This window comes from Streptomyces mashuensis (genome assembly GCF_014654785.1).
In the GTDB taxonomy this organism is placed as follows: Bacteria; Actinomycetota; Actinomycetes; order Streptomycetales; family Streptomycetaceae; genus Streptomyces; species Streptomyces mashuensis.
On sequence record NZ_BNBD01000002.1, the window covers coordinates 457,407 to 480,541 of the forward strand.

Annotated in this window: 18 protein-coding genes and 3 tRNA genes; 6 read left to right on the forward strand and 15 right to left on the reverse strand. The window is 74.3% G+C overall.

The genetic code is table 11. The features are described from left to right. Positions 1–23 precede the first annotated feature (23 nt). Both IE305_RS07315 and IE305_RS07320 read right to left on the reverse strand, forming a co-directional pair. A complete protein-coding gene (locus tag IE305_RS07315; protein ID WP_190128610.1) occupies positions 24–1,643 on the reverse strand; it encodes a sensor histidine kinase in 1,620 nt (539 codons plus the stop codon). Continuing rightward, positions 1,636–2,313, reverse strand: a complete 678-nt coding sequence (locus IE305_RS07320; RefSeq protein ID WP_190128611.1) for a response regulator — start codon at positions 2,311–2,313, stop codon at positions 1,636–1,638. Before IE305_RS07320 ends, IE305_RS07315 begins: the two co-directional genes overlap by 8 nt. A gap of 114 nt (positions 2,314–2,427) precedes the next feature. Between IE305_RS07320 and IE305_RS07325 the strand changes: the two genes are divergently transcribed. Next, positions 2,428–2,787 carry a hypothetical protein gene (locus IE305_RS07325; protein ID WP_190128612.1) on the forward strand — a complete coding sequence of 120 codons (360 nt, stop codon included), beginning with the start codon at positions 2,428–2,430 and terminating at the stop codon, positions 2,785–2,787. A gap of 112 nt (positions 2,788–2,899) precedes the next feature. Here the strand turns inward: IE305_RS07325 and IE305_RS07330 are convergent. The 3 genes from IE305_RS07330 to IE305_RS07340 form a co-directional block, all read right to left on the reverse strand. Beyond that, positions 2,900–2,973: transfer RNA gene (locus IE305_RS07330), tRNA-Ile, on the reverse strand. Between the two features lie 185 nt (positions 2,974–3,158). Next, positions 3,159–3,231 (reverse strand) — tRNA-Asn (locus IE305_RS07335). A gap of 5 nt (positions 3,232–3,236) precedes the next feature. Further along, positions 3,237–3,309, reverse strand: a tRNA-Asn gene (locus IE305_RS07340). A 186-nt stretch (positions 3,310–3,495) separates the two neighbouring features. Between IE305_RS07340 and IE305_RS07345 the strand changes: the two genes are divergently transcribed. Next, positions 3,496–3,783 carry a YtxH domain-containing protein gene (locus IE305_RS07345; RefSeq protein ID WP_190128613.1) on the forward strand — a complete coding sequence of 96 codons (288 nt, stop codon included), beginning with the start codon at positions 3,496–3,498 and terminating at the stop codon, positions 3,781–3,783. A 76-nt stretch (positions 3,784–3,859) separates the two neighbouring features. Next, positions 3,860–5,326 (forward strand): FGGY family carbohydrate kinase, encoded by a 1,467-nt coding sequence (locus IE305_RS07350; RefSeq protein WP_190128614.1) that lies wholly within the window; start codon positions 3,860–3,862, stop codon positions 5,324–5,326. A 40-nt stretch (positions 5,327–5,366) separates the two neighbouring features. Here the strand turns inward: IE305_RS07350 and IE305_RS07355 are convergent, their stop codons facing one another. The 5 genes from IE305_RS07355 to IE305_RS07375 form a co-directional block, all read right to left on the reverse strand. Further along, positions 5,367–6,578: an RNA polymerase sigma factor gene (locus tag IE305_RS07355; protein WP_190128615.1), complete on the reverse strand. Its 1,212-nt coding sequence runs from the start codon at positions 6,576–6,578 to the stop codon at positions 5,367–5,369. A gap of 321 nt (positions 6,579–6,899) precedes the next feature. Next, complete coding sequence (gene dnaG / locus IE305_RS07360; RefSeq protein WP_190128616.1) at positions 6,900–8,798, reverse strand: DNA primase; 1,899 nt, start codon at positions 8,796–8,798, stop codon at positions 6,900–6,902. Positions 8,799–8,807: 9 nt separating this feature from the next. Next, a complete protein-coding gene (locus tag IE305_RS07365; protein ID WP_190128617.1) occupies positions 8,808–9,287 on the reverse strand; it encodes a GNAT family N-acetyltransferase in 480 nt (159 codons plus the stop codon). Positions 9,288–9,297: 10 nt separating this feature from the next. Further along, positions 9,298–10,566: an NAD(P)/FAD-dependent oxidoreductase gene (locus IE305_RS07370; protein WP_190128618.1), complete on the reverse strand. Its 1,269-nt coding sequence runs from the start codon at positions 10,564–10,566 to the stop codon at positions 9,298–9,300. Positions 10,567–10,892: 326 nt separating this feature from the next. Beyond that, the gene (locus tag IE305_RS07375; protein WP_190128619.1) at positions 10,893–12,257 is read right to left on the reverse strand and encodes a deoxyguanosinetriphosphate triphosphohydrolase; all 1,365 of its coding nucleotides are present in this window, start codon (positions 12,255–12,257) and stop codon (positions 10,893–10,895) included. A 113-nt stretch (positions 12,258–12,370) separates the two neighbouring features. On the opposite strand from IE305_RS07375, the gene IE305_RS07380 reads away from it, so the two are divergent. Continuing rightward, positions 12,371–13,078 (forward strand): SanA/YdcF family protein, encoded by a 708-nt coding sequence (locus IE305_RS07380; RefSeq protein WP_190128620.1) that lies wholly within the window; start codon positions 12,371–12,373, stop codon positions 13,076–13,078. 11 nt (positions 13,079–13,089) lie between these two features. On the opposite strand, the gene IE305_RS07385 is transcribed toward IE305_RS07380, so the two are convergent. Both IE305_RS07385 and IE305_RS07390 read right to left on the reverse strand, forming a co-directional pair. Next, positions 13,090–14,079: a trypsin-like serine peptidase gene (locus IE305_RS07385; RefSeq protein WP_229890678.1), complete on the reverse strand. Its 990-nt coding sequence runs from the start codon at positions 14,077–14,079 to the stop codon at positions 13,090–13,092. A gap of 99 nt (positions 14,080–14,178) precedes the next feature. Further along, the gene (locus IE305_RS07390) at positions 14,179–14,964 is read right to left on the reverse strand and encodes a sulfite exporter TauE/SafE family protein (RefSeq protein WP_190128621.1); all 786 of its coding nucleotides are present in this window, start codon (positions 14,962–14,964) and stop codon (positions 14,179–14,181) included. A gap of 143 nt (positions 14,965–15,107) precedes the next feature. On the opposite strand from IE305_RS07390, the gene IE305_RS07395 reads away from it, so the two are divergent. Further along, the gene (locus IE305_RS07395) at positions 15,108–16,025 is read left to right on the forward strand and encodes an oxidoreductase (RefSeq protein WP_190128622.1); all 918 of its coding nucleotides are present in this window, start codon (positions 15,108–15,110) and stop codon (positions 16,023–16,025) included. A gap of 23 nt (positions 16,026–16,048) precedes the next feature. Here IE305_RS07395 and IE305_RS07400 read toward each other — a convergent pair whose 3' ends face one another. Then, the gene (locus IE305_RS07400; protein WP_229890679.1) at positions 16,049–16,546 is read right to left on the reverse strand and encodes a hypothetical protein; all 498 of its coding nucleotides are present in this window, start codon (positions 16,544–16,546) and stop codon (positions 16,049–16,051) included. A 321-nt stretch (positions 16,547–16,867) separates the two neighbouring features. Here IE305_RS07400 and IE305_RS07405 point away from each other — a divergent pair, with 321 nt between their 5' ends. After that, positions 16,868–18,739: an APC family permease gene (locus IE305_RS07405; RefSeq protein ID WP_190128623.1), complete on the forward strand. Its 1,872-nt coding sequence runs from the start codon at positions 16,868–16,870 to the stop codon at positions 18,737–18,739. Positions 18,740–18,805: 66 nt separating this feature from the next. Here the strand turns inward: IE305_RS07405 and IE305_RS07410 are convergent, their stop codons facing one another. Together IE305_RS07410 and ppdK are read right to left on the reverse strand one after the other, a co-directional pair. Then, positions 18,806–19,864 carry a helix-turn-helix domain-containing protein gene (locus IE305_RS07410; RefSeq protein ID WP_190128624.1) on the reverse strand — a complete coding sequence of 353 codons (1,059 nt, stop codon included), beginning with the start codon at positions 19,862–19,864 and terminating at the stop codon, positions 18,806–18,808. A 473-nt stretch (positions 19,865–20,337) separates the two neighbouring features. Next, positions 20,338–23,055 (reverse strand): pyruvate, phosphate dikinase, encoded by a 2,718-nt coding sequence (ppdK, locus tag IE305_RS07415; protein WP_190128625.1) that lies wholly within the window; start codon positions 23,053–23,055, stop codon positions 20,338–20,340. Between the last annotated feature and the right edge of the window lie 80 nt (positions 23,056–23,135).

Genomic DNA, 23,135 nt, shown 5'->3' on the forward strand with positions numbered 1-23,135 from the left:
GACGGCTCGGATCACCCTGCCCCCTACCCCGCAGCCCCCGGTTCCGACACCCGCCCAGGGCCGTCCGGGTCCTCCCTCTTCTCCTCCCCCGTCGCCGGCAGCGTCACCGTGAACCGGGCGCCGCCCCCGGGCGCCTCGCCCACCGCGATGCGCCCCCCGTGCCGGCGCACGACGTCATGGACGATGGCCAGACCCAGTCCCGTACCGCCCTCGTCGCGGCTCCGGGCGTCGTCCAGCCGGATGAACCGCTCGAAGACCCGTTCCCGCTCGGCCTCCGGCACCCCCGGCCCGTCGTCCGACACCTCCAGCACGACCGGTCCGGCGGGACGGTCCTGCCGCAGCGTGACGCGTACGGTCTCCCGCGCGTACCGCTGCGCGTTGTCCAGCAGGTTGCCCAGCACCCGGGCCAGGCGGCTGCGGCTGCCGGTGACCACCACCGCCCGCCCGGGCAGGTCCGCCGCGACGGGCACGCGGTCGGTGGTGCGGTGCGCCAGCTCGTCGCGGACGAGCCCGGCCAGGTCCACCCGCTCGGCGCGCGGCTGCTCCCCGGCGTCCAGCCGGGCGAGCAGCAGCAGGTCGGCCGCCAGGTGCTCCAGCCGTACGGTGTCCTCGATCAGCCCGTCCAGCTCCAGGAACTCCGGATGGGCCCGGGCCACTTCCAGCTGGGCCCGCAGACTGGCGATGGGGCTGCGCAGTTCGTGCGAGGCGTCCGCGATGAAGGCGCGCTGCCGCGCCACGGACCGTTCCAGGGCGGCCAGCGTCGCGTTCGTCGTCGCCGCCAGGCGGGCCACCTCGTCGCGCGAGGACGGCTCGGGCACGCGCCGGGAGAGCCGGTCGAGATCACCGCCCGTGATCTCGGCCAGCTCGGCCCGGATGGCCTCCACCGGCCGCAGGGCGCGCCGCGTCACCAGCCACGTCACCCCCGCCACCACGGCGAGGAGGGCCGGCAGCCCGACGAGCATGGCGTCCCGTACGCCGCCCAGGGCCCGCCGGGCGGTGTGGAGCGAGGCACCCGCGTACACGGTCACGGTCCGTCCTCCCGGGGTGGTGGCCAGTACGGCGGCCAGGCGGAAGTCGCGGCTGCGGCCCCCGTCGCCGTCCGCGTCGTGCACGGGCAGCCGGACGTCCCGGAACCGGGCCCGCGCCGCGGCAGCGCCCCGCGCGGGTGGCGCGGTCATGTCACCCGGGCCACCGGGGACGGCCGGGGAAGGGCCACCGGACGCCGCCGGCCCACCGGGTACGCCCGGGGAACCGGCCGGCTGCCAGGGAACGGGGCCCGGCACCGGCCCAGGCCCAGGCGCGGGACCCGGCCCAGGCGCCGGCGCGAAGTCGGCCACCGGGGGCCGGCCGCGCAGGTCCTCGCTCGCGGCGAGCACCTTCCGGTCGGCGGAGACCACCTGTACGGGCCGCCCGTGCCCGCCCGGCAGCCGGAGCCGGGCCGGGTCCGTGCCCGTGGCCACCTGGCCGGCCACCTCGCGGGCGGTCACCTCGGCCTGAAGGCTCGCGCTGTCGACCAGGTTGTGCCGCAGCACCGCCAGCACGGCCGCCCCCACCAGCACCAGCACCACGGCCACCACCGCGGTGGACGCCAGCGTCGTACGGGCCCGTACCGACCCCCACCCGCGGAGCGCGCGGTCAGCCATGGCCGGCCGCCAGGCGGTACCCGGCGCCGCGCACGGTGGCGATGGACCGGCGGCCGAACGGCGCGTCGATCTTGCGGCGCAGGGCGCTGATGTACACCTCGACGATGTTGGGGTCGCCGTTGTAGGCGAAGTCCCACACGTGCTCCAGGATGTCCGCCTTCGACACCACCTGACCCGCCCGTACCGCCAGGTACTCCAGCACCGCGAACTCCTTCGCGGTGAGCGTCACCTCCTCCGTACCGCGCAGACAGCGGCGGGCGGAGGGTTCGAGCGTCAGGTCGCCGACGCGCAGCACGGGTGCGCCGCCGCGGGTGCGGCGCCGCAGCAGGGCCCGGATGCGGGCGAGCAGCACCACGTACGAGAACGGCTTGGTGAGGTAGTCGTCGGCCCCGGTGTCGAGGCCCTCGGCCTCGTCGTACTCGCCGTCCTTGGCGGTCAGCATCAGCACCGGCGTCTCGTCGCCGGCCGCGCGCAGCGTCGCACAGATCCGGTAGCCGTTCGTGCCGGGCAGCATGAGGTCGAGGATCAGCAGATCGTAGTCGTTCGTGGTGGCGAGGTGCAGGCCCTCGGTGCCGTCGTGCGCGACGTCCACGGCGAAGCCCTCGGCGCCCAGCCCCCTGGCCAGGGCCGTGGCGAGGCGCTTCTCGTCCTCCACGATCAGCAGACGCATGGCCTCAGCCTCGCAGACGCTTCCTGAAACGGGCTTCAGGTGGCTTCAGCCGGGCTTCAGCAACGCCGGTGCACGGTGGGCGGCACCCGTATCGTCTCCCCGAAAGGCTCACCCATGGCATCGCGCTTCCGGCAGGCTCTCACCGGCCGCAGAGGCCTGATCATCGTCGCCACCGCCACGGCCGTCCTCGGCGCGGGCGGCGGCGCCGCGACGGCCCTCGCCGCCACGCACGGCCACGGCCACGGCCACGCGCACTCCCGCGGTCACCACCACGAGCAGGGCCACGAGCAGGGCCACGGACGGGGCCATGACCGCCACCACCAGCAGCACTGGGGCCACGGACACGGCCAGGACGGCCAGGGCCGACCCGGCCAGGACAAGAAGAAGCAGAACGACAGGAAGCAGGAGAGGCAGGAGAAGCCGGAGAAGCAGGAGCAGGACAACAAGAACGACAAGGCCGCCCGGCAGGGCTGACCGGCTCCGCATGCACCGATGCCCCGTCCGGCACGGCCGGGCGGGGCATCGCAAGAAAAGGCCCGGATGCAGATACGCACGTCAGATCGTTTCTGCACCGGAATCGCTCGTGTGGGGCGGGTGGGACTCGAACCCACGGCCGACGGATTATGAGTCCGCTGCTCTAACCGGCTGAGCTACCGCCCCGTTCACGGCGCGTCGCGCACATCTGTGCGCGCCGTCTGCCGCAGCATAGCCGCTCATACGATCTGCTGCCCCAGGGGGGCCGTATCGTGTGATCGGTCCGACCATGAGGACTTCGATCACGCCGGTTCGGTTCCCCTCCGGCCGGGCACAAACGAAAAAGGACCCCCGAAGGGGCCCTCTCACCGCTCCCCCGACTGGACTCGAACCAGTAACCTGCCGGTTAACAGCCGGCTGCTCTGCCAATTGAGCTACAAGGGACCGCGCTCCCCCGACTGGACTCGAACCAGTAACCTGCCGGTTAACAGCCGGCTGCTCTGCCAATTGAGCTACAGGGGATCGGCGCGTCTGCCTCGAACGTACCTCCGTCCGGTCTCCCGGGCGGCGTGCGCTCGCTGCGACACATACATTAGCGCAAGCAGGGGGGTGCTCCGCCAATCGGTACCCCGGCGGGCCCCGGGAGTGACCTTCGGCCGGGCCGGGTAGGCGGCCCGGCACAGCGGATCCGACGGAAGGACGGTGCGCATGCGCTACCGGCTGACGTTCATCACCGGCATGGCGGTCGGGTACGTGCTCGGCGCGCGGGCCGGGCGCGAGCGGTACGAGGAACTGCGCAAGGGCGCGCAGCGGATCGCGCAGAACCCCGCGGTCCGCAACACCGCCGAGGCCGCCGCCGTCAACGGCCGGGCCCTGGCGAACCGGGCCTGCAAGAAGGCCGGCGAGCGGCTGCCCGGCTCGGTGAACCAGCGGATCCGCAGCCTCCGCGAGCAGCGGTCCGGCGACGAGGACGAGTGGGGCACCAGCAACACCTGACCACCGGGCCGACGAACACCTGGCCAACACCCGACCTGGCACCCGCGCACCCTCCCGGGTTTGGCATCATCACCGCATGGGCATAGTCGCGGGGTTGGACAGTTCCTCGGAGAGCACACGGATCGTCGTCTGCGATACCGACACGGGCACCGTGCTCCGGCACGGCTACGCGCCCCATCCCACCGCTGTTCCCGAGGGTGACCCGCAGGCGTGGCTGATCTCGCTGGGCGAGGCGGCCACCGGCGGGCTGCTGGAGGGTGTGCAGGCCATCGGGGTGTCCGCGCAGCAGCACGGTCTGCTGACGCTGGACGCGGGCGGTGTGCTGGTCCGCCCGGCCCTGCTGGGCAACGACAAGCGGATGCAGCCCACCGCCACCGAGCTGACCGACGCCCTGGGCGGCCGGGCCGCCTGGGCCGAGGCCGTGGGCGCAGTGCCGCAGGCCGCGCAGGCCCTCACCAAGCTGCGCTGGCTCGCCCGCAACGAACCCGAGTCCGCGGCCCGCGTCGCCGCCGTCCTCCAGCCGCACGACTGGCTGGTGTGGCAGCTGCTGGGCCGCCCGCTGCGCCGGACCACCGACCGCGGTGACGCCTCCGGCACGGGCTTCTGGTCGGCCGCCACCGAGTCCTGGCGCCCGGACCTCCTGGAGCTGGCGCTGGGCCGCCAGGCCGTCCTGCCGGACGTCCTGGGCCCCGCCGAGCCGGCCGGGCACACCCCCGAGGGGCTGCTGATCTCCGCCGGCACGGGCGAGACCATGGCGGCGGCCTTCGGCCTCGGCGTGGGACCGGGCGACGCGGTGATCTCCCTCGGCGCCTCCGGCTCCGTCTTCGCCGTGCACCACAGCGCCCTCGCCGACACCACCGGCACCATCACCTCCTTCGCCGACGCCACCGGCCTCCACCTGCCCGTGGTGCAGGTCAGCAACGCCGCCCGCGTCCTGCGCGGCACCGCCGAGCTGCTCGGCACGGACCTGGCCGGCCTGTCCGAGCTCGCCCTGCTCAGCTCCCCCGGCGCGTACGGGATGGTGCTGCTGCCCTACCTGGAGGGCGAGCGGACCCCGCACCTGCCGCAGGCGGCCGGCACGCTGTCCGGGCTGCGCCGCGAGAGCATGAAGCGCGAGCACCTGGCCCGCGCCGCCTTCGAGGGCATGCTGTGCGGCCTGACGGACGCGCTGGACGTGCTGCGCGCCCGCGGCGTCGAGGTGCGCCGGGTGTTCCTGCTTGGCCCGGCGGCCGAGCTGCCGGCCGTGCAGGCCATCGCGCCCTCGCTGTTCGGCACGCAGGTCGTCGTGCCGCAGCCGGCGGACTACGCGGCCCTGGGCGCCGCCCGGCAGGCGGCCTGGTCGCTCGGCGTGCAGCACGGCATGCTCTCGCCGCAGCACCCGCCGATGTGGCCGGCGGCGGCCAGCCAGATCTTCGAGCCCACGGGCGAGGACCTGCCGGTGGCCCACGCCGTGCGCCAGCAGTACGCGGTCGTACGGGAGCAGGAGCACCCGGGCGCCCTCGGCGAGGCGCTGGGCACGCCGCAGTCCGTACCGGCCGGCTGACCCCCGGGCCGTCGCCGGGACGGGGCTCGGTCGACGGGGCTCAGTCGAGGTAGCCGCGCAGCTGGTCGGCGAAGGCGTGGTCGCGCAGCTTGTTGAGGGTCTTCGACTCGATCTGCCGGATCCGCTCGCGCGTCACGCCGAAGATCCGGCCGATCTCCTCCAGCGTGCGCGGCCGCCCGTCGGCCAGCCCGTAGCGCAGCTGCACGACCTTCCGTTCGCGCTCGCCGAGCGTGGAGAGCACCGCCTCCAGGTGTTCGCGCAGCAGCAGGAAGGCCGCCGACTCCACGGGTGAGGCCGCGTCGCCGTCCTCGATGAGGTCGCCGAGCGCGACGTCGTCCTCCTCGCCCACGGGCGCGTGCAGCGACACCGGTTCCTGGGCGAGCCGCAGCACCTCGCTGACGCGTTCCCCGGACAGGTCGAGCTGGGCGGCGACCTCGTCGGGGGTGGGCTCGTAGCCGCGTTCCTGGAGCATCCGGCGCTGCACCCGCACCACGCGGTTGATCAGCTCGACGACGTGCACCGGGACGCGGATCGTGCGGGCCTGGTCGGCCAGGGCCCGGGACATGGCCTGGCGGATCCACCACGTGGCGTAGGTGGAGAACTTGTACCCGCGCGCGTAGTCGAACTTCTCGACCGCCCTGATGAGCCCCAGGTTGCCTTCCTGCACCAGGTCGAGCATGGTCAGGCCGCGCCCGATGTAGCGCTTGGCGACGGAGACCACGAGCCGCAGGTTGGCCTCGATCAGGCGGCGTTTGGCCATGCGACCGAGGACGACCAGCCGGTCGAGGTCCAGGGCGAGCTGCGTGTCGAGGTCGGGCGTGCGGGCGAGCTTCTCCTCGGCGAACAGGCCGGCCTCCACGCGCCGGGCCAGCTCGACCTCCTCGGCCGCCGACAGCAGCGGTATGCGCCCGATCTCGCGCAGGTACTGGCGGAACAGGTCGGAGGAGGGGCCGCCGGTGTCGGCCCGCGCGGCCGAAGCGGCGGCGGTCTCGGAGGCGGTGTCGGACGCGTCGTCGGCGGTGTCGGAGGCCGTATCGGGGACGTCGGCCGCCGTGTCGGCCGCGTCCGGGCCGTCATCGGGGGCGTCGTCGGGGGCGGGGGCGCGGCCGGCCCGACCGCCGGCGGCCCCGGCGCGCTCGGCGTCGCCGGCCGGGGCCAGGGTCTCGGCCGGGGGCGGCGGCGCCTGCAGGGGCACGGTCAGGGCCGGGGGGTCGGCCAGGGCCTGCGGCAGGGTCGGGGTCCGGGTCTGCACGGGGGCGACCTCCTGGGTGATCGCTGCTGTGGCGGCAGAGCTAGGGGCGGAACACCCGCGCCGGGGAACCGGGGGCGGGCGGCCTGCCGGTCACCCCGGGCCGGGCCGACCCGCACGACGCGCCCGGCACGGCTGGGAGGTCCGGCGCTGGGCCAGCTCGGCCGGACCGCCGCGCTCCGAGGGCTCGGGCACCGCCCACCAGTGTGGGGCACGACGCGGGCCCGCCACGAGGGGCGTGCGCTCACTTTCTGAGCCCGGCCGGTGACCGGTTGCACACGCCCGTCACCAGCCGCCCCGCAGGCCGCTGGAGACCTGCGCCCGCTACAGCGCCGCGGCGCCGCGGTCCTTCAGGGCTCGGCCGTACTGCTCCAGCACCCACAGCTCGTTCTGCACGGCCGCCAGGTGCTCGGGGTCGGGGCGGTCGCCGAGCCGTACGAGGCCGGCCTGGACGTCCTTCACGCGCCGCTCCACGGCCCGCAGCCGGACGTGCACCAGCTGCACGCCCGCGTAGGTCTCGTCCACGTTCTTGGTGCGGACGGCCTCCACCGCGAGCTCCGTGATCAGTGCGCGCACGGTGTCGTCGGGCGCGGCGTCGCGGACGCGGGCGAGGTAGCCGTCGTCGGCGCCGGTGACGCCGCCCGCCTGCTCGATGCAGCGCCGGACGACGGCGTAGGGCGGCGCGGTGAACTCGTCCTCGCCGTACGCGTCGAAGGCGGGCGCGACGAGTTCGGGGTACTGGAGGGCGAGCTTGAGCAGCTCGCGCTCGGTGAGCGCGGCGGGGCTGCGCAGGTTCAGCGCGGGGCCGCGGGGGGCCTGCGGCTGCGGCGCGGCGGCCTGCTGGGCACCCTGGGCGCGGGGCGTACGGGTGTCGGGGCGCTGGCCGCGCTCGCGGGCCCAGCGCGCCAGCTGGCCGACGCGGCGCACCACGAACTGGGTGTCGAGGATGCCGAGCATGCCGGCGAGCTGCACGGCGTACTCGTGCTGGATGGCGCTGTTCTTGATGTTGGCGACGATGGGCGCGGCGGCCTCCAGGGCGGCGGCGCGGCCCTCGGCGGTGTCGAGGTTGTGCCGGGCGACGACCTGGCGGATGGCGAAGGCGAACAGCGGGGTGCGGGACTCGACGAGGGCCTGTACGGCCGCGTCGCCCTCGGCGAGGCGCAGCTCGCAGGGGTCCATGCCGCCGGGGGTGATCGCGATGGAGGTCTCGGCGGCGAACTTCTGGTCGTCCTCGAAGGCGCGCAGTGCGGCCTTCTGGCCGGCGGCGTCGCCGTCGAAGGTGAAGACGACCTCGGAGGCGGCGTTGTCCATCAGCAGCCGCCGCAGGATCTTGATGTGCTCGCCGGCGAAGGCGGTGCCGCAGGTGGCGATGGCGGTGGTGACGCCCGCGAGGTGGCAGGCCATGACGTCGGTGTAGCCCTCGACGACGACGGCCTTGTTGGTGCGGGCGATCTCCTTCTTGGCGAGCTCGATGCCGTAGAGGACCTGCGACTTGCGGTAGAGCGGCGTCTCGGGTGTGTTGAGGTACTTGGGGCCGTTGTCGTCGTCGCGGAGCTTGCGTGCGCCGAAGCCGATGACCTCGCCGGTGATGTCGCGGATGGGCCACATCAGGCGGCCGCGGAAGCGGTCGATGGGCCGGCCGTTGCGGCTCTCCTGGGCGAGGCCGGAGACCAGCAGCTCCTTGTCGGAGAAGCCCTTGCCGCGCAGGAAGCGGGTGAGGTGGTCCCAGCCGGCGGGGCTGTAGCCGACGCCGAAGTGCTCGGCGGCGGCCTGGTCGAAGCCGCGGCCGGCCAGGAAGGCGCGGCCGATCTCCGCCTCGGCACTGTTCAGCTGCTCGGCGTAGAACTTGGCCGCGATCTTGTGGGCCTCGACCAGGCGGATCCGCTCGCCCTGCTGGCGGCCGGGCGTGTAGCCGCCCTCCTCGTAGCGCAGGGTGATGCCGGCCTGGGCCGCCAGCCGCTCGATGGTCTCGGCGAAGGACAGGTGCTCGATCTTCATGACGAAGTCGACGGTGTCCCCGCCCTGCTGGCAGCCGAAGCAGTGGTAGAGGCCCTTGGCGGGGCTGACGTGGAAGGACGGCGACTTCTCGTCGTGGAAGGGGCACAGGCCCTTGAGGTTGCCGCCGCCGGCGTTGCGCAGCTGGAGGTACTCGGAGACGACGGCGTCGATCGGGACCGCGTCCCGGACCGCCTTCACATCGTCGTCGTTGATCCTGCCTGCCACGCGTGAATTCTACGGTGAGCCGTCCCCGGCCCCGCCCACCGTGATCGCGAAGACGTGGTGCGGGCCGATGGGCGGCAGGTCGAACTCCTCGCCGACGGCCGTGAAGCCCTGCCGCTCGTAGAAGCCGCGGGCCGAGGTGCGGCCGTTGCACCACACCAGGCGGGCGCCCTGCTCCGCGGCCCGGTCCAGGCCGGCGCGGAGCACGGCCGCGCCGTGGCCCCGGCCGCGGACGGCGGGGGCGCTGGCCATGCCGCGGAAGCGGTACGCGGGGGCGTCCGCCATGGGCGCGGTGCGCTCCGGGAACGCCTCGGGGAAGAACGTCACGCAGGCCGTCAGGGCGCCGTCCTCGTCGTAGGCCGCGACATGGAAGGAGTCCGGGAGGGCGTCCTCGGGGAAGACCGCGTCCTCGGGCGGGAAGCCGGGGCGGAGCACCGACCGGCGCAGGTCGAAGATCTCCGCCACGGGCACCAGCGCTGTACGGATCGTCATGCGGCCCACGTTAGTCCTGGGGCAGGAGTGACTCCAGAGGTGTGGTGGGGTCCGCGAGGGCCGTGGGGTCGAGGGGCCGGCCGGAGCGGATGAGGCGCTGGATGGGGCCGGTGACGTCCCACACGTTGACGTTCATTCCGGCCAGCAGCCGGCCCTCGCGCAGCCAGAAGGCGATGAACTCGCGCTTGCCGACGTCGCCGCGGCACACCACCTGGTCGTACGAGCCGGGCGGCGCGTAGCCGGAGTACTCCAGGCCGACGTCGTACTGGTCGGAGTAGAAGTACGGGACGCGGTCGTACGAGACGTCCTGGCCGAGCATGGCGCGGGCGGCGGCGGGGCCGGCGTGCAGGGCGTTGGCCCAGTGCTCGACGCGGAGGCGGGTGTGGAGCCAGGGGTGCTCGGCGGCGGCGACGTCGCCCGCGGCGAAGATGTCGGGGTCGGAGGTGCGCAGGGAGGCGTCGACGGCGATGCCCCCGCCGTCGGCGCGGTCGACGAGGGCCAGGCCGGCGGCCTCGGCGAGCGCGGTGCGGGGGGCGGCGCCGACGGCGGCGAGCACGTCGTGGGCGGGGTGCTCCTCGCCGTCGTCGGTGCGGACGGCCAGGACCATGCCGTCGTGGCCGGTGATCTCGGTGAGGCGGGCGCCGAAGTGGAAGCGGACGCCGTGCTCGCTGTGCAGGTCGGCGAAGAGCTGGCCGAGCTCCGGGCCGAGGACGGGGTGCAGCGGGGTGGGCTCGGGCTCGACGACGGTGACCTCGGCGCCGTAGCCGCGGGCGGCGGCGGCGACCTCCAGGCCGATCCAGCCGGCGCCGGCGATGACGAGGTGGCCGTTGTCCCGGCCGAGGGAGGACAGCACGCCGCGCAGCCGCTCGGCGTGGGCGAGGCGGCGCAGGTGGTGGACGCCGGCCAGGCCGGTGCCGGGGACGTCGAGGCGGCGCGGCTCGGCGCCGGTGGCCAGCAGCAGCTTGTCGTAGTGGACGAGGGTGCCGTCGCCCAGCCGGACGGTCCTGGCGGCCCGGTCGAGGTGGACGGCGGGCTGGCCGAGGTGCAGCTCGACGTCGGCCTTGGCGTACCAGTCGGGCTTGTGGACGAAGACGCTGTCGCGGGCGTCGCGGCCCGTGAGGTACCCCTTGGACAGCGGTGGGCGCTCGTAGGGGTGCTCGCGTTCGTCACAGATGAGGATCACCCGCCCGGTGAAGCCCTCCTGACGGAGTGTCTCGGCGGCCTTGGCGCCGGCCAGGCCCCCTCCGACGATGACGAACGTCTGGTGTGCGTCCACCACTTGCTGCCTCCTCAGTGCCGCGCGGTGCGCGGGGTCGTCGGTCCGGTCGGGAAGCCGGTCGGAAGCCGGTCGGAAAACGGCCACCGCCGAGGGTCCCGCACCGCGCGTGCCGCCGGTAGAGGGAGTACCCCGGACGGATGGCCGGGCGCCAGGGGGTGTCCGATGGGTCGGTGCGCGCCCCCCCGGCGTCTGGTGCGGTGCATCGCAAGGCGGAGCATCGCCCTCGTACTGGGCGTACTCGGGTGATGCGACAACGCAGCGAGGTGCCGTGCCAGGCGTCGGGGGGCGTGTGCCGACCCATCGGACACCCCCTGGGGCCGCCCGGATCACTCTGTGGGGCCGTGCGGGCCGCGGCGGGTGCCGTGGGGGGTGGTGAGCCGGGCGTGGAGGGTGCGGGCGGAGCTGTCGGTGAGGGCGGCGATCTGGTCGACGACGGCGCGCAGGCGGCCGGCGTCGTCGGCGGCCTCGTTCCACACCGAGCGGAACTGCGGGTCGAGGCCGTCGGGGGCGCGGGCCACGAGCGCCTCGCCCAGTTCGGCGATGACGACGCGCTGTTCGGCGCGCAGCTTCTCCTGGTCCGGGCGCTGCATGACGTACCGGTCGGCGACGGCCTTGAGCACGGCGCACTCCAGGCGGGTGCCGCGGGGGACGACGAGCTCGGCGTGGTAGCGGGTGAGCCGGCCGGGCCCGTACGCCTGGCGCGTGGCGGTCTCGGCGGCCAGGCAGAAGCGGCCGATGAGCTGGCTGGTGGCGTCCTTGAGGCGGGCCTGGGCGGCGACGGAGCCGTCGTAGCCGTGCGGCCACCACTCCTGCTCCAGCAGCCGGTCGAGGGCCTCGGCGAGCTCGGCGGGCTCGGCGCCGGGGGCGTAGCGGCGGGCGGCGACGGCGAAGACCTCGTCGCGCTCGGGGCCGGCGAGGAGGACGTTGGGGTCGAGGTGGCCGGCGTGCAGGCCGTCCTCGACGTCGTGCACCGAGTACGCGACGTCGTCGGACCAGTCCATGACCTGGGCCTCGAAGCTCTGCCGGTGGGCCGGGGCGCCCGCGCGGGCCCAGCGGAAGACGGGCAGGTCGTCGGCGTAGACGCCGAACTTGCGGGAGGCGGGGTCGGTGGGGTGGCCGCCGCGCGGCCAGGGGTACTTGGTCGCGGAGTCGAGGGCGGCGCGGGTGAGGTTGAGGCCGACGCTGACGAGGTCGCCGGTGGCGGGGTCGGCCACGAAGCGCTTGGGTTCGAGCCGGGTGAGCAGGCGCAGCGACTGTGCGTTGCCCTCGAAGCCGCCGCAGTCGCGGGCGACTTGGTCGAGGGCGGCCTCGCCGTTGTGGCCGAAGGGCGGGTGGCCGAGGTCGTGGGCGAGGCAGGCGGTCTCGACGAGGTCGGGGTCGCAGCCCAGGGCGGCGCCGAGCTCCCGGCCGACCTGGGCGCACTCCAGGGAGTGGGTCAGGCGGGTGCGGGGGCTGGCGTCCCAGGCCTGGGCACTGGTGCCGGGGGTGACGACCTGGGTCTTGCCGGCGAGGCGGCGCAGGGCGGCGGAGTGCAGCACGCGCGCCCGGTCGCGCTGGAAGGCGGTGCGGCCGGGCCGCTTGTCGGGCTCGGGGGCCCATCGCTCCAGGTCGGCGGGGTCGTAGCCGGCGGTGCCGGGGCGTTCGCCGGTGCCGGGTGCGGGGCTGTCGCTGTCCGTGCTGCTGCCGTTCATACCCCCGACGGTAGCCCGGGGGTGTGACAGCGGCGACGTGCGCGACCGGTGCCGCCGGCCGGGAACCGCGCCGCGGCCGGCTGCGTTCCTGTACCGGTGAACGGGGAGGTCCGATGAGCGGGACGGGACGGCTGCGGCGGTTCGTGGCGCGGCTGCTGCGGCTGGTGCCGCGGACGCGGCGGGGCAGGCGGCGCGCGGTGTGGGCGGCGGTGGCCGGCTGTGTGCTGGCGTTGCTGCCGGCCACGTGGGTCTGGGCGGCGGGGTCGCCGCGGGTGCGGACGGTGGAGGACGTGCCGTCGGCGCCGGTGGCGATCGTCTTCGGCGCGGGGCTGTGGGACGGCGAGCCGTCGCCGTACCTGGCGCACCGGCTGGACGCGGCGGCCCGGCTGTACCGGGCCGGCAAGGTCCGCGTGGTGCTGGTGACGGGCGACAACAGCCGTACGGACTACGACGAACCGGATGCGATGCGGGCGTATCTGACGAAGCACGGGGTGCCCGGCGACCGGATCGTCAGCGACTTCGCCGGTTTCGACACGTGGGATTCGTGCGCGCGGGCGCGCCGGGTGTTCGGCGTGCGGCAGGCGGTGCTGGTGAGCCAGGGCTTCCACATACGCCGGGCGCTGGCGCTGTGCGGGGCGGCCGGCATCGAGGCGTACGGGGTGGGCGTGCCCGCCGTGCACGACGTCACCTGGTACGCGGGCGGGGCCCGGGAGGTCTTCGCGGCGGGCAAGGCGGCCTTCGACGCGACGGTCCGGCCGGGGCCCACCTTCCTGGGGCCGCACGAGCCGGGCGTGGAGCGGGCGCTGGCCGAGGCGGGCTGATCCTCCGGGGGTCAGGCGCGCCTGGGCTCGCGGCCGTTGATGGCGTCGAGGTACAGCTTGAAGATCTCGTCGTCGTTGACCGGGCTGTACGAGATCTTGTCGCTGTCCTCGCCGTCGGGGCCGCCGCCGTTGAGGCCGCCGAGCACCCCCACGACGTCGCCCGTCCTCGTCTTCTCGTCGAAGTGGATCAGCCAGGGGCTGCCGGAGGTGCCGGAGAAGAAGCCGTTGCAGCGCATCCTCAGCTGCCGGAAACCCTCCAGCCGGCTGGTGAGGGCGGTGCAGCGGACGGCCTGGTCGGCGGGGTCGCTGTCGGCGGCCGGGTAGCCGATGACGGTGACCCGGTTGACCCAGCCGGGGGTGCGGGCGAGGCGGTTGGCTCCGGTGACGCGCTCGACCGGGCGGCCGCGGCCGTCGGCCTTGACCGTGGCGAAGGCGAAGTCGTAGTCGGAGCCGGGCCCGGTGTCCTGGCGGCGGGGGTCGACGAAGGTGCGGTCGACGGCCCAGACGCCGTACGGCTGCTTGCCCTCGCCCTTCCGGTAGCCGGGGACGAAGGCGGCGTCGTCGCCCATGCCGCAGTGGCCGGCGGTGAGGATCAGGTTGCCCTTGGGGCTGTGCACGACGCTGGCGGTGCAGTGGTGGTCCCGCATGTCCTCGCCGACGTAGAAGATCACGCCGACCGAGGGCACGCCGTCGAAGTGCTGGGCGCTGCCGTTGAGCGGCCGGGCCGCGTCGGCGGAGTCGGCGGCGCCGGCATCGGCCTCGCCGGGGCCGGTCCCGGCCGGTCCCCGGTCGCCGTCGGCGGAGTCGTCGAGCGAGGCCGACATGCGCGACGGCCCCCAGAACCGCCGGGCCTCCTCGCTGGACCAGCTGCCGCCCCGCCCGTGCCCGCCGGCCCCCTTGGGCACGGCCGCCGCGAGCGCGACCACGTACAGCCCCGCGAGCACGGCCCGGACCCAGCGGGCCCGGCTCCACCGGGAGAAACGCACAAGCACCCCCACCACGTCAGGAAGGTAGTCGACAGGCTAGCCGCAACCTTCCGTGACACCGAGTACCGGCATGCCCTGCGTGCGGCCGGGGCGCGCGGATCGCCCCCAATGTCCTCACCAGCCCCACTGGTCCAGGGCGAGCTTGCACACGAGGGCCACCACGACGACCACGAGCACGCCGCGCACGAACCCGCTGCCCCGTTTCAGGGCCATCCGCGCGCCGACCGCGCCGCCGGTGAGGTTGCACAGCGCCATGGGGACGGCCACCTGCCACAGCACGGCGCCCTGGAGCGTGAAGGTGACCAGGGCGCCCACATTGGTGCAGACGTTGACGATCTTCGCGGTGCCGGAGGCGGACACCAGGTCCATGTGCAGGATGCCGGCGAGCGCGAGCACCAGGAAGGTGCCGGTGCCGGGCCCGATCAGGCCGTCGTAGAAGCCGATGCCCAGGCCCGCGACGAGTACGGCGACGGCCACGCGCCGCCGGGTCGGCACCTCGCCGGCCCGCGCGGTCACCCCGAAGGAGGGCCGCAGCAGCAGGAACGCGAGCACGGCGAGCAGCACGGCCATGATGAGCGGCCGCAGCACGGCGCTGTCGATCCCGGCCGCGAGCGAGGCCCCGGCCAGCGAACCGCCGAGCGCGGCGAGCCCGACCCGGAACGCGGTGCGCAGGTCCAGGGGCGCCCGCCGGGCGTACGCGACGGCCGCCGCGGCCGTCCCGCAGATGGCCACGGCCTTGTTGGTGCCCAGCACCTGCACGGGCGGCGCCCCCGGCAGCCCCACGAGCAACGCGGGCAACTGCACCAGCCCGCCGCCGCCCACCACGGCGTCCACCCACCCCGCCCCCGCGGCGGCAAGGCACAGCAGGAGCAGGGTCGTCAGCGATATGTCGGTGCTCACCGGGGGGATCGTAGGGCCTGGGCGCCCGGCCGTCGCGGACCGCCCGCCCGGCCTCCGCCACCAACCACCGGCACCCGCCGCCCCACGCGTATACGCTGACCGCAGGACGTGCCGAGTCGCGGAAGGCCACGGAGGCGACGGAGATGACGGGCTGGACCACGCGTGACATCCCGGACCAGAGCGGGCGCACCGCCGTGGTGACCGGGGCGAACAGCGGCATCGGGTACGTGACCGCGCGCGAGCTGGCGCGGCGCGGGGCGCGGGTGGTGCTCGCGTGCCGGGACACCACGCGCGGCAAGGCCGCCGAGGAGCTGATGCGCGCTCAGGCGCCCGGTTGTGACGTGCGGTTGGCCGAGCTGGACCTGGCGGACCTGACGTCGGTGCGGACGTTCGCCACGGAGCTGCGCGAGGAGCGGGTGGACCTCCTCGTCAACAACGCCGGCGTCATGGCGCTGCCGCACCGGCGCACCGTCGACGGGTTCGAGATGCAGTTCGGCACCAACCACCTGGGGCACTTCGCGCTGACCGGGCTGCTGCTGCCGCGGCTGCGGGCGGCGGGGCCCGGGGCGCGGGTGGTGACCGTGTCCAGCGGGCTGCACTTCCTGGGCACCGTGGACCCGCGCGACCCGCAGATGGACCACCGCTACCGCCGCTGGGCCGCGTACGGGCGGTCCAAGAGCGCCAACCTGCTCTTCACGCACGAGCTGGCGCGCCGGCTGGCCGCCGAGGGCTCGCCGGTCGTCGCGGCGGCGGCCCACCCGGGGTACGCCTCGACCAACCTCCAGACCGCCGCGGCCCGCATGGAGGACCGGGCGTGGGCCGAGCAGGCCGTCCGCCTGCTGAACCGCCTGGTGGCGCAGAGCCCCGAGGACGGTGCCCTGCCCTCGCTGTACGCGGCCACCGCGGCCGGCGTCCGCCCGGACGACTTCGTCGGCCCCCGCGTCCAGCTGTGGCGCGGCTCCCCCACACGCTCCGTCCGCGCGCCCTGGACCCTCGACGACCGCGCGAGCGCGGGCCTGTGGACGCTCTCGGAGCGCCTCACGGGCGTGACCTACGCCTGAGCCCCCCGCGAACAACAAGGACGTCACTCCAGGCCCGCCGACTCCAGCAGCCGGCGGGTGATCTCGCCGTCGATGCGGTCGGTCAGGGCCGCCAGGGGGGCTGCACCCTCGCGTAAAAGGCCGCGGCGGTGGGCGGTGCGGGCGGCCGTCTCCACGTAGTGCCACAGCAGGGGGTTGGCGGCCAGGACGCGGGGGTCGAGTTCCACGCGGTTGCCGCCGGCGTCGCGCAGGACGAGGCGCGGTGCGACGCCGTCCGCGCGGCGGACCTGGGTGAGCAGGTCGGTGCGGACCCGGTGCTCGCGGAACAGCCCGCGCGCCGCGAGCCAGTTGTCGCCCGCCGTGATCCGCACCGGACGCAGGACGGCGACCAGGGTGCCGCCGAGCACCACCCAGCAGCAGCCGCGCAGCCCGTCGAGGCCGCCGCGGGCCACGTCGGCCGCGACCAGGGCCCCGGTGAGCGCCAGCCCGCACCACCACGCCACGCGGGCCTCCCGGCGCCAGGTGCGGTCCCAGGCCGGCACGCCCCGGCCCGGAGAACGCCTCCCGGGCGGTCTGCCGTGTTCCACCCGCCCGCGTGCCCGCGGACGCGGTGTCGGTCGCCGTCCCATGAGGCCGAAGCTAGGCCCGGTCCGCCGGGTCCGCCCCCGCTGTTGACGACGTGCTGACGCCGCCTTGGTGAATCCTTGCGCCCCGCTGACGCCCGGCCCGGACCGGAGGAGCCGCGGCGTCAAGAACGCGTACGGATTCCCCCCGCATCCGCCAAGACGGCGCCAAGGCCCGGCGCCGCGCGCTCCGCGCGGGCGCAGGCTGAGCGCTCCGACGCAACGGAGGTACCACAAAAGATGTCCATCCCGGCCACGACGGAGCACGCCACCGGCACCCGGGAAGAACCGCCGGATACCGGGGCCGCGCACCCCGGCGACCGGCACCGGCTCACCGCCACCCAGGGGCTCGCGGCCCTGTCCCTCGACGCCATGGCGTCGGTGGCGTACGGCCCCGAGTCGATCGTGCTCGTGCTGGCCGCGGCGGGGGCGCACGGCCTGGGCTGCACGCTCCCCGTCACGCTGGCCATCGCCGCGCTGCTCGCGGTGCTCGTGGCCTCGTACCGCCAGGTCATCGCGGCCTTCCCGGACGGCGGCGGCTCGTACGCCGTCGCCAAGCGCCACCTGGGCCGGCGGACGAGTCTGTTCACCGCGGCCTCCCTCGTCCTCGACTACGTCCTCAACGTCGCCGTCTCCGTCACGGCCGGCGTCGCGGCCCTCACCTCCGCGGTGCCGTCCCTCTACGACCACCGCCTGGGGATCTGCCTGGGCGTGCTGGCCCTTGTCACGGGCGTCAACCTGCGCGGCATCGCCGACTCGGCGAAGGCGTTCCTCGTGCCCACCGCCGTGTTCGTCGGCTCGGTCCTCGTCCTGATCGTCGTCGGTCTCCTCCGCGACGCGCCCGCGAGCACCGAGGCCGCCGCCGGGCACGCCTCCGCGCTCGCCGGCGGCGCCACCACCGTCGGCGCCCTGCTGCTGCTCAAGGCGTTCGCCGCCGGCTGCTCCGCGCTGACCGGCGTGGAGGCCGTCGCCAACGCCGTCCCGTCCTTCCGCGCCCCCGCCGCCCGCCGCGCCCAGCGCACCGAGGTGGCGCTGGGCGCGCTGCTGGGCGTGATGCTCGTGGGCCTGTCGGTGCTGATCGGCCGGTTCCACCTCCAGCCCGTGGAGGGCGTGACGGTCCTCGCCCAGCTCGCCGACGCCTCGCTCGGCCACAACTGGGCCTTCTACGTCGTGCAGTTCGCCACCGTCGTGCTGCTGGCGCTGGCCGCGAACACCTCGTTCGGCGGGCTGCCGGTGCTCATGGGCCTGCTGGCCCGCGACAACCACCTCCCGCACGTCTTCGGCCTCAAGGCCGACCGGCAGGTCCACCGGCACGGCGTGCTGGCGCTCGCCGCCGTCTCCGCGCTGCTGCTCGTCCTGTCCGGCGGCGACGTCAACACCCTGGTGCCGCTCTTCGCCATCGGGGTGTTCGTGGGCTTCACCGTCTGCCAGGCCGGTATGGTCCGGCACTGGCGGGAGGAACGTTCCGCCGGCTGGCGCGGCAAGGCCGCGCTCAACGGCTTCGGCGCGCTCCTCACCGGCGTCTCCGCGATCGTCGTCACCACCACCAAGTTCACCGAGGGCGCCTGGCTCGTCGTGGTGGCCCTGCCCCTGCTGGTCCTGCTCTTCGAGGCCGTGCACCGCGCCTACGCCCGCATCGGCGAGCGGCTGGAACTGGGCCGGGTGCCCGAGCCGCCGCGCCGCTGCCACTCCGTGGTCGTCGTTCCCGTCTCCTCCCTGTCCCGGCTCACCAGCGAGGCCCTGACAGCCGCCGTGTCCCTGGGCGACGAGGTGGTGGCGGTCACCGTCACGCACCCCGACCCCGAGGGCCGGCGCGCGGCCGAGTCGCTGCGCCGCGACTGGGAGCTGTGGAACCCGGGCGTGGAGCTCGTGGAGCTGCCCACGCCCTCCCGCTCCCTGGGCCGGCCCCTCGTCGACTGCGTACGCGACCTCACCGGCCGGCACCCCGACAACCGCGTCACCGTGCTCATCCCCGAGGTGGAGCCGGCGCACCTGTGGCAGCGGCTGCTGCAGAACCAGCGCGGCGCCGTCGTCGCCCACGCGGTGCGCCGCGACACCGACGCGGTGATCTGCCGGCTGCGGTTCCGCATCGAGGCGCCGACGGGCCGCTGAGCACGTACGGACGAGAGGACGGATGAGGGGGCCCGGGCGGGCCCCCTCATCCATACGTCACGGCCGTCACATGGCGGCCGGCGTCGACCGCCCCGGCACGTGACCGCCCTGCGCCCGCTCCGGCACCGCCGAGCGGGCCTTGGAGCGCGGCTGCGGCGTCCGGTGGCCGCCGCGCAGCAGCGCCGCGCCCAGCGGCGTGAGCGTGTGCATCACGGCGCTGCCGTTGCGCAGCGTCAGGACGAGCCCGGCCTCGCGCAGCACGCCGGCGTGCTGGCTGGCCGAGGCCGCCGACACGCCGACGCGGCGGGCCAGTTCGCTCGTGGTGCAGCCGCCGCCTATCGAGCCGAGCACCACCGAGCGGGTGTGCCCCACCAGCTTGCCCAGCGACCGCGGCGCCTGCGGCACCACGGGCGCCGACTCCGACATCGTGCGCGCCGGATAGACGAGCACCGGCGTCAGGTCCGCGTTCTGCAGCGACACCGGGGTGCGGCGGCAGAAGAACGACGGCTGGAGCAGCAGCCCGCGGCCCCCCAGGTGCAGGTCCCGGTCGACCGGGTAGTCGACCTCCAGCACCGGGGCGTTCCAGCGCATGGTGGGCGGCAGCGACGACAGCAGGGCGTCCGCGCCGCCGTCCAGCAGCGCCCGGCCGCGCACCGCGCGGTCCGCCTCGATCTGGGCCTGGATGTGCGACCAGTACGGGGCGATGGCGGCGTCGTGGTAGGCGTGCAGCGCCCCGATCAGCTTGGTGAAGGCGCGGGCGTCGCCGTCGCCCAGCGATCGTATCCAGGCGGGCAGCGTGCGGACGGTGGGCAGCCGGCCCAGTTCCTCGTGGATCCGCTCGGCCGGCGTGGCCCGCAGGGCCTCCATACCGGGAGCCAGTCCGTGTAAGCCTTCGGCCGGCGTGAGGAAGTCCGGGAAATAACCACGCGGTGGAACCAGAGGTGCCAGCAGCCGCGTTTCACCATTCAACCGAGTACGGGTTTCCGACCGCCAATCGCCGAAGATCGACTCGCCTTGTTTGTCCCGGAGCCGGTGCAGGCTCAATACGGTTTCCCAGAGTACGTCCGGGTCTCCGGCCAGGCGCAACCGGGCCAGATCGAGTCCAGTGAAATGGACACGCAGCACCAAACCCCCACAACAGACATCGGCAACCTCCCCCCGCTCACTGAGTATGCACACCGATACGAGGTGTTACCACGTCCTTTTGGCCACAGTTGAAAGGACTCGCGGCGAACATCGCAGAAGCGAAATGCTATTCACGCACTCAGGGCCCGCCGCTCGTTCCCGTGGGGGGTGGCGAGCGGAAAAGCGGCCGCTGAGTACGCGAGTTGCCGCCCGAGCCGATGCGGGCGGCAACAACTCCCGGTGGGGGAGTAAAGAGGGGCGGCGCTCCCGCACGGGCGCCGCCCCTTCGCCGTGCCCGCAAGGTCACGGCCCGCCCGTTACGGCACGGTTACCGCTCCCTTACGGGCCGCGGGCAAGCACAGGAGGGGCAGCCCCCTACGGGAGCCACCCCTCCTGCCGGGCCGGACCGCCCTTGGGGGTGAGGGTCGAGGTCATCCCAACAGCGGGTCCGGAGCCTGGTGTTCAGCCGGTGGTCACCGGCTGTCGCTCGACGTGCCGTTCAGCGCCGCCGCACGGCCCGCCTCCAGGCGGGCGACCGGGACGCGGAAGGGCGAGCAGGACACGTAGTCGAGGCCCACGTGGTGGAAGAAGTGCACCGACTCGGGGTCGCCGCCGTGCTCGCCGCAGACGCCCAGCTTGAGGTCGGGCCGGGTGGCCCGGCCGGCCTCGGCCGCGGCGCGCACCAGCGAGCCCACGCCGTCCTTGTCGATCGTCTCGAACGGGCTGACGCCGAAGATGCCCTTCTCCAGGTAGGCGGTGAAGAAGCTGGCCTCGACGTCGTCGCGGGAGAAGCCCCACACGGTCTGGGTGAGGTCGTTGGTGCCGAAGGAGAAGAACTCGGCGGCCTCCGCGATCTGGCCGGCCGTCAGCGCGGCCCGCGGCAGCTCGATCATCGTGCCCAGCGCCAGCCGCAGCTCGGTGCCGGTGGCCCGCTCGACCTCGGCGATGACCTTCTCGGCCTCCTCGCGGACTATCTCCAGCTCCTGGACGGTGCCCACCAGCGGGATCATGACCTCCGCGCGCGGGTCGCCACCGGCGGTCCGGCGCTCGGCCGCGGCCTCGGCGATGGCCCGCACCTGCATGGCGAACAGGCCGGGGATGACCAGGCCCAGGCGCACGCCGCGCAGGCCCAGCATCGGGTTCTGCTCGTGCAGCTTGTGCACGGCCTGGAGCAGGCGCAGCTCGTTCTCGTGCGGCTCCTGCCGGGCCTCGGCCAGCGCGACGCGCACCGACAGGTCGGTGATGTCGGGCAGGAACTCGTGCAGCGGCGGGTCGAGCAGCCGGACGGTGACGGGCAGGCCGTCCATCGCCTCGAACAGCTCCACGAAGTCGGCCTTCTGGAGCGGCATCAGGGCACCCAGTGCCTCGTCCCGCTCGGCGTCGGTGTCGGCCAGAATCAGCCGCTCGACCAGTTCCCGCCGCTCGCCGAGGAACATGTGCTCCGTGCGGCACAGGCCGATGCCCCGGGCGCCGAACCGGCGGGCGCGGGCGGCGTCCTCGGCGTTGTCGGCGTTGGCCCGCACCTCGAGCCGGCGGGTGCCGTCGGCGTACGACATCATCCGGTGCACGGCCTTGACCAGGTCGTCCGCGTCCTCCGCGGCCGGGTCCACCCGGCCCTCGAAGTACTCGACCACCGGGGACGGCACGACCGGGACCTCGCCCAGGTAGACCTTGCCGGACGAGCCGTCGATGGAGACGACGTCGCCCTCCTGGACCACCACGCCGCCCGGCACGGTCATCCGGCGCTGCTTGGTGTCGACCTCCAGCTCCTCGGCGCCGCAGACGCAGGTCTTGCCCATGCCGCGGGCCACCACGGCGGCGTGCGAGGTCTTGCCGCCGCGCGAGGTGAGGATGCCCTCCGCGGCGATCATCCCGTCGAGGTCGTCGGGGTTGGTCTCGCGGCGGATCAGGATGACCTTCTCGCCGGAGCGGGACCACTTGACGGCGGTGTACGAGTCGAAGACCGCCCGGCCGACGGCGGCGCCCGGCGAGGCGGCAATGCCGCGGCCCAGCAGCTCGGCCTCGGCCTTCTCGTCGAAGCGGGGGAACATCAGCTGGGCCAGCTGGCCGCCGGTGACCCGCTGGAGCGCCTCGGCCTCGTCGATCAGGCCCTGGTCGACCAGCTGGGTGGCGATGCGGAAGGCGGCACCGGCGGTGCGCTTGCCGACGCGGGTCTGGAGCATCCACAGCTTGCCGCGCTCGATGGTGAACTCGATGTCGCACAGGTCCTTGTAGTGCGTCTCGAGCGTCTCCATGATCTGCATCAGCTGGTCGTAGCTGGCCTTGTCCAGCCGCTCCAGCTCGGCGAGCGGCACGGTGTTGCGGATGCCGGCCACGACGTCCTCGCCCTGCGCGTTCTGCAGGTAGTCGCCGTAGACGCCCTGGTGGCCGCTGGCGGGGTCGCGGGTGAACGCGACGCCGGTGCCCGAGTCGGGGCCGAGGTTGCCGAAGACCATCGAGCAGACGTTGACGGCCGTGCCCAGGTCGCCGGGGATGCGCTCCTGGCGGCGGTAGAGCTTGGCGCGGTCGCCGTTCCAGGAGTCGAAGACCGCGCGGACGGCGAGGTCCATCTGCTCGCGGGGCTCCTGCGGGAAGTCGCGGCCGGTCTCCTTGGCGACGATGCCCTTGAACTCCTCTACGAGGCCGCGCAGGTCGGCGGCGTCGAGCTCGACGTCCGTGGTCACGCCCTTGGCGTGCTTGGCCGCCTCCAGCGCCTCCTCGAAGAGCTCGCCGTCCACGCCCAGCACCGTCTTGCCGAACATCTGGATGAGGCGGCGGTACGAGTCCCAGGCGAACCGCTCGTCCCCGGCCTGGGCCGCGAGGCCGGCCACGGAGGCGTCCGAGAGGCCGATGTTGAGGACGGTGTCCATCATGCCGGGCATGGAGAACTTCGCGCCCGAGCGGACCGAGACCAGCAGCGGGTCGTCCGCCTGGCCGAGCCGCTTGCCCATGCGCTCCTCGAGCGCCGCCAGGTGCTCGCTGACCTCCGCCCGCAGTGACTCGGGCTCCGTGCCGCGCTCCAGGTAGACCTTGCACGCCTCGGTGGTGATGGTGAAGCCCGGAGGGACGGGCAGACCGAGGTTGGTCATCTCGGCGAGGTTGGCACCCTTTCCGCCGAGGAGGTCCTTGAGGTCCTTGTTGCCCTCGGTGAAGTCGTAGACGAACTTCTGGCGATCTTCGGATACCGGCACGGGAATCGACTCCTCACTGGGGCCTCCCGGGACGCTGAGGGGGGAGGGCTGCCCTGACGGCGGGGAGCGTACCCAGATCG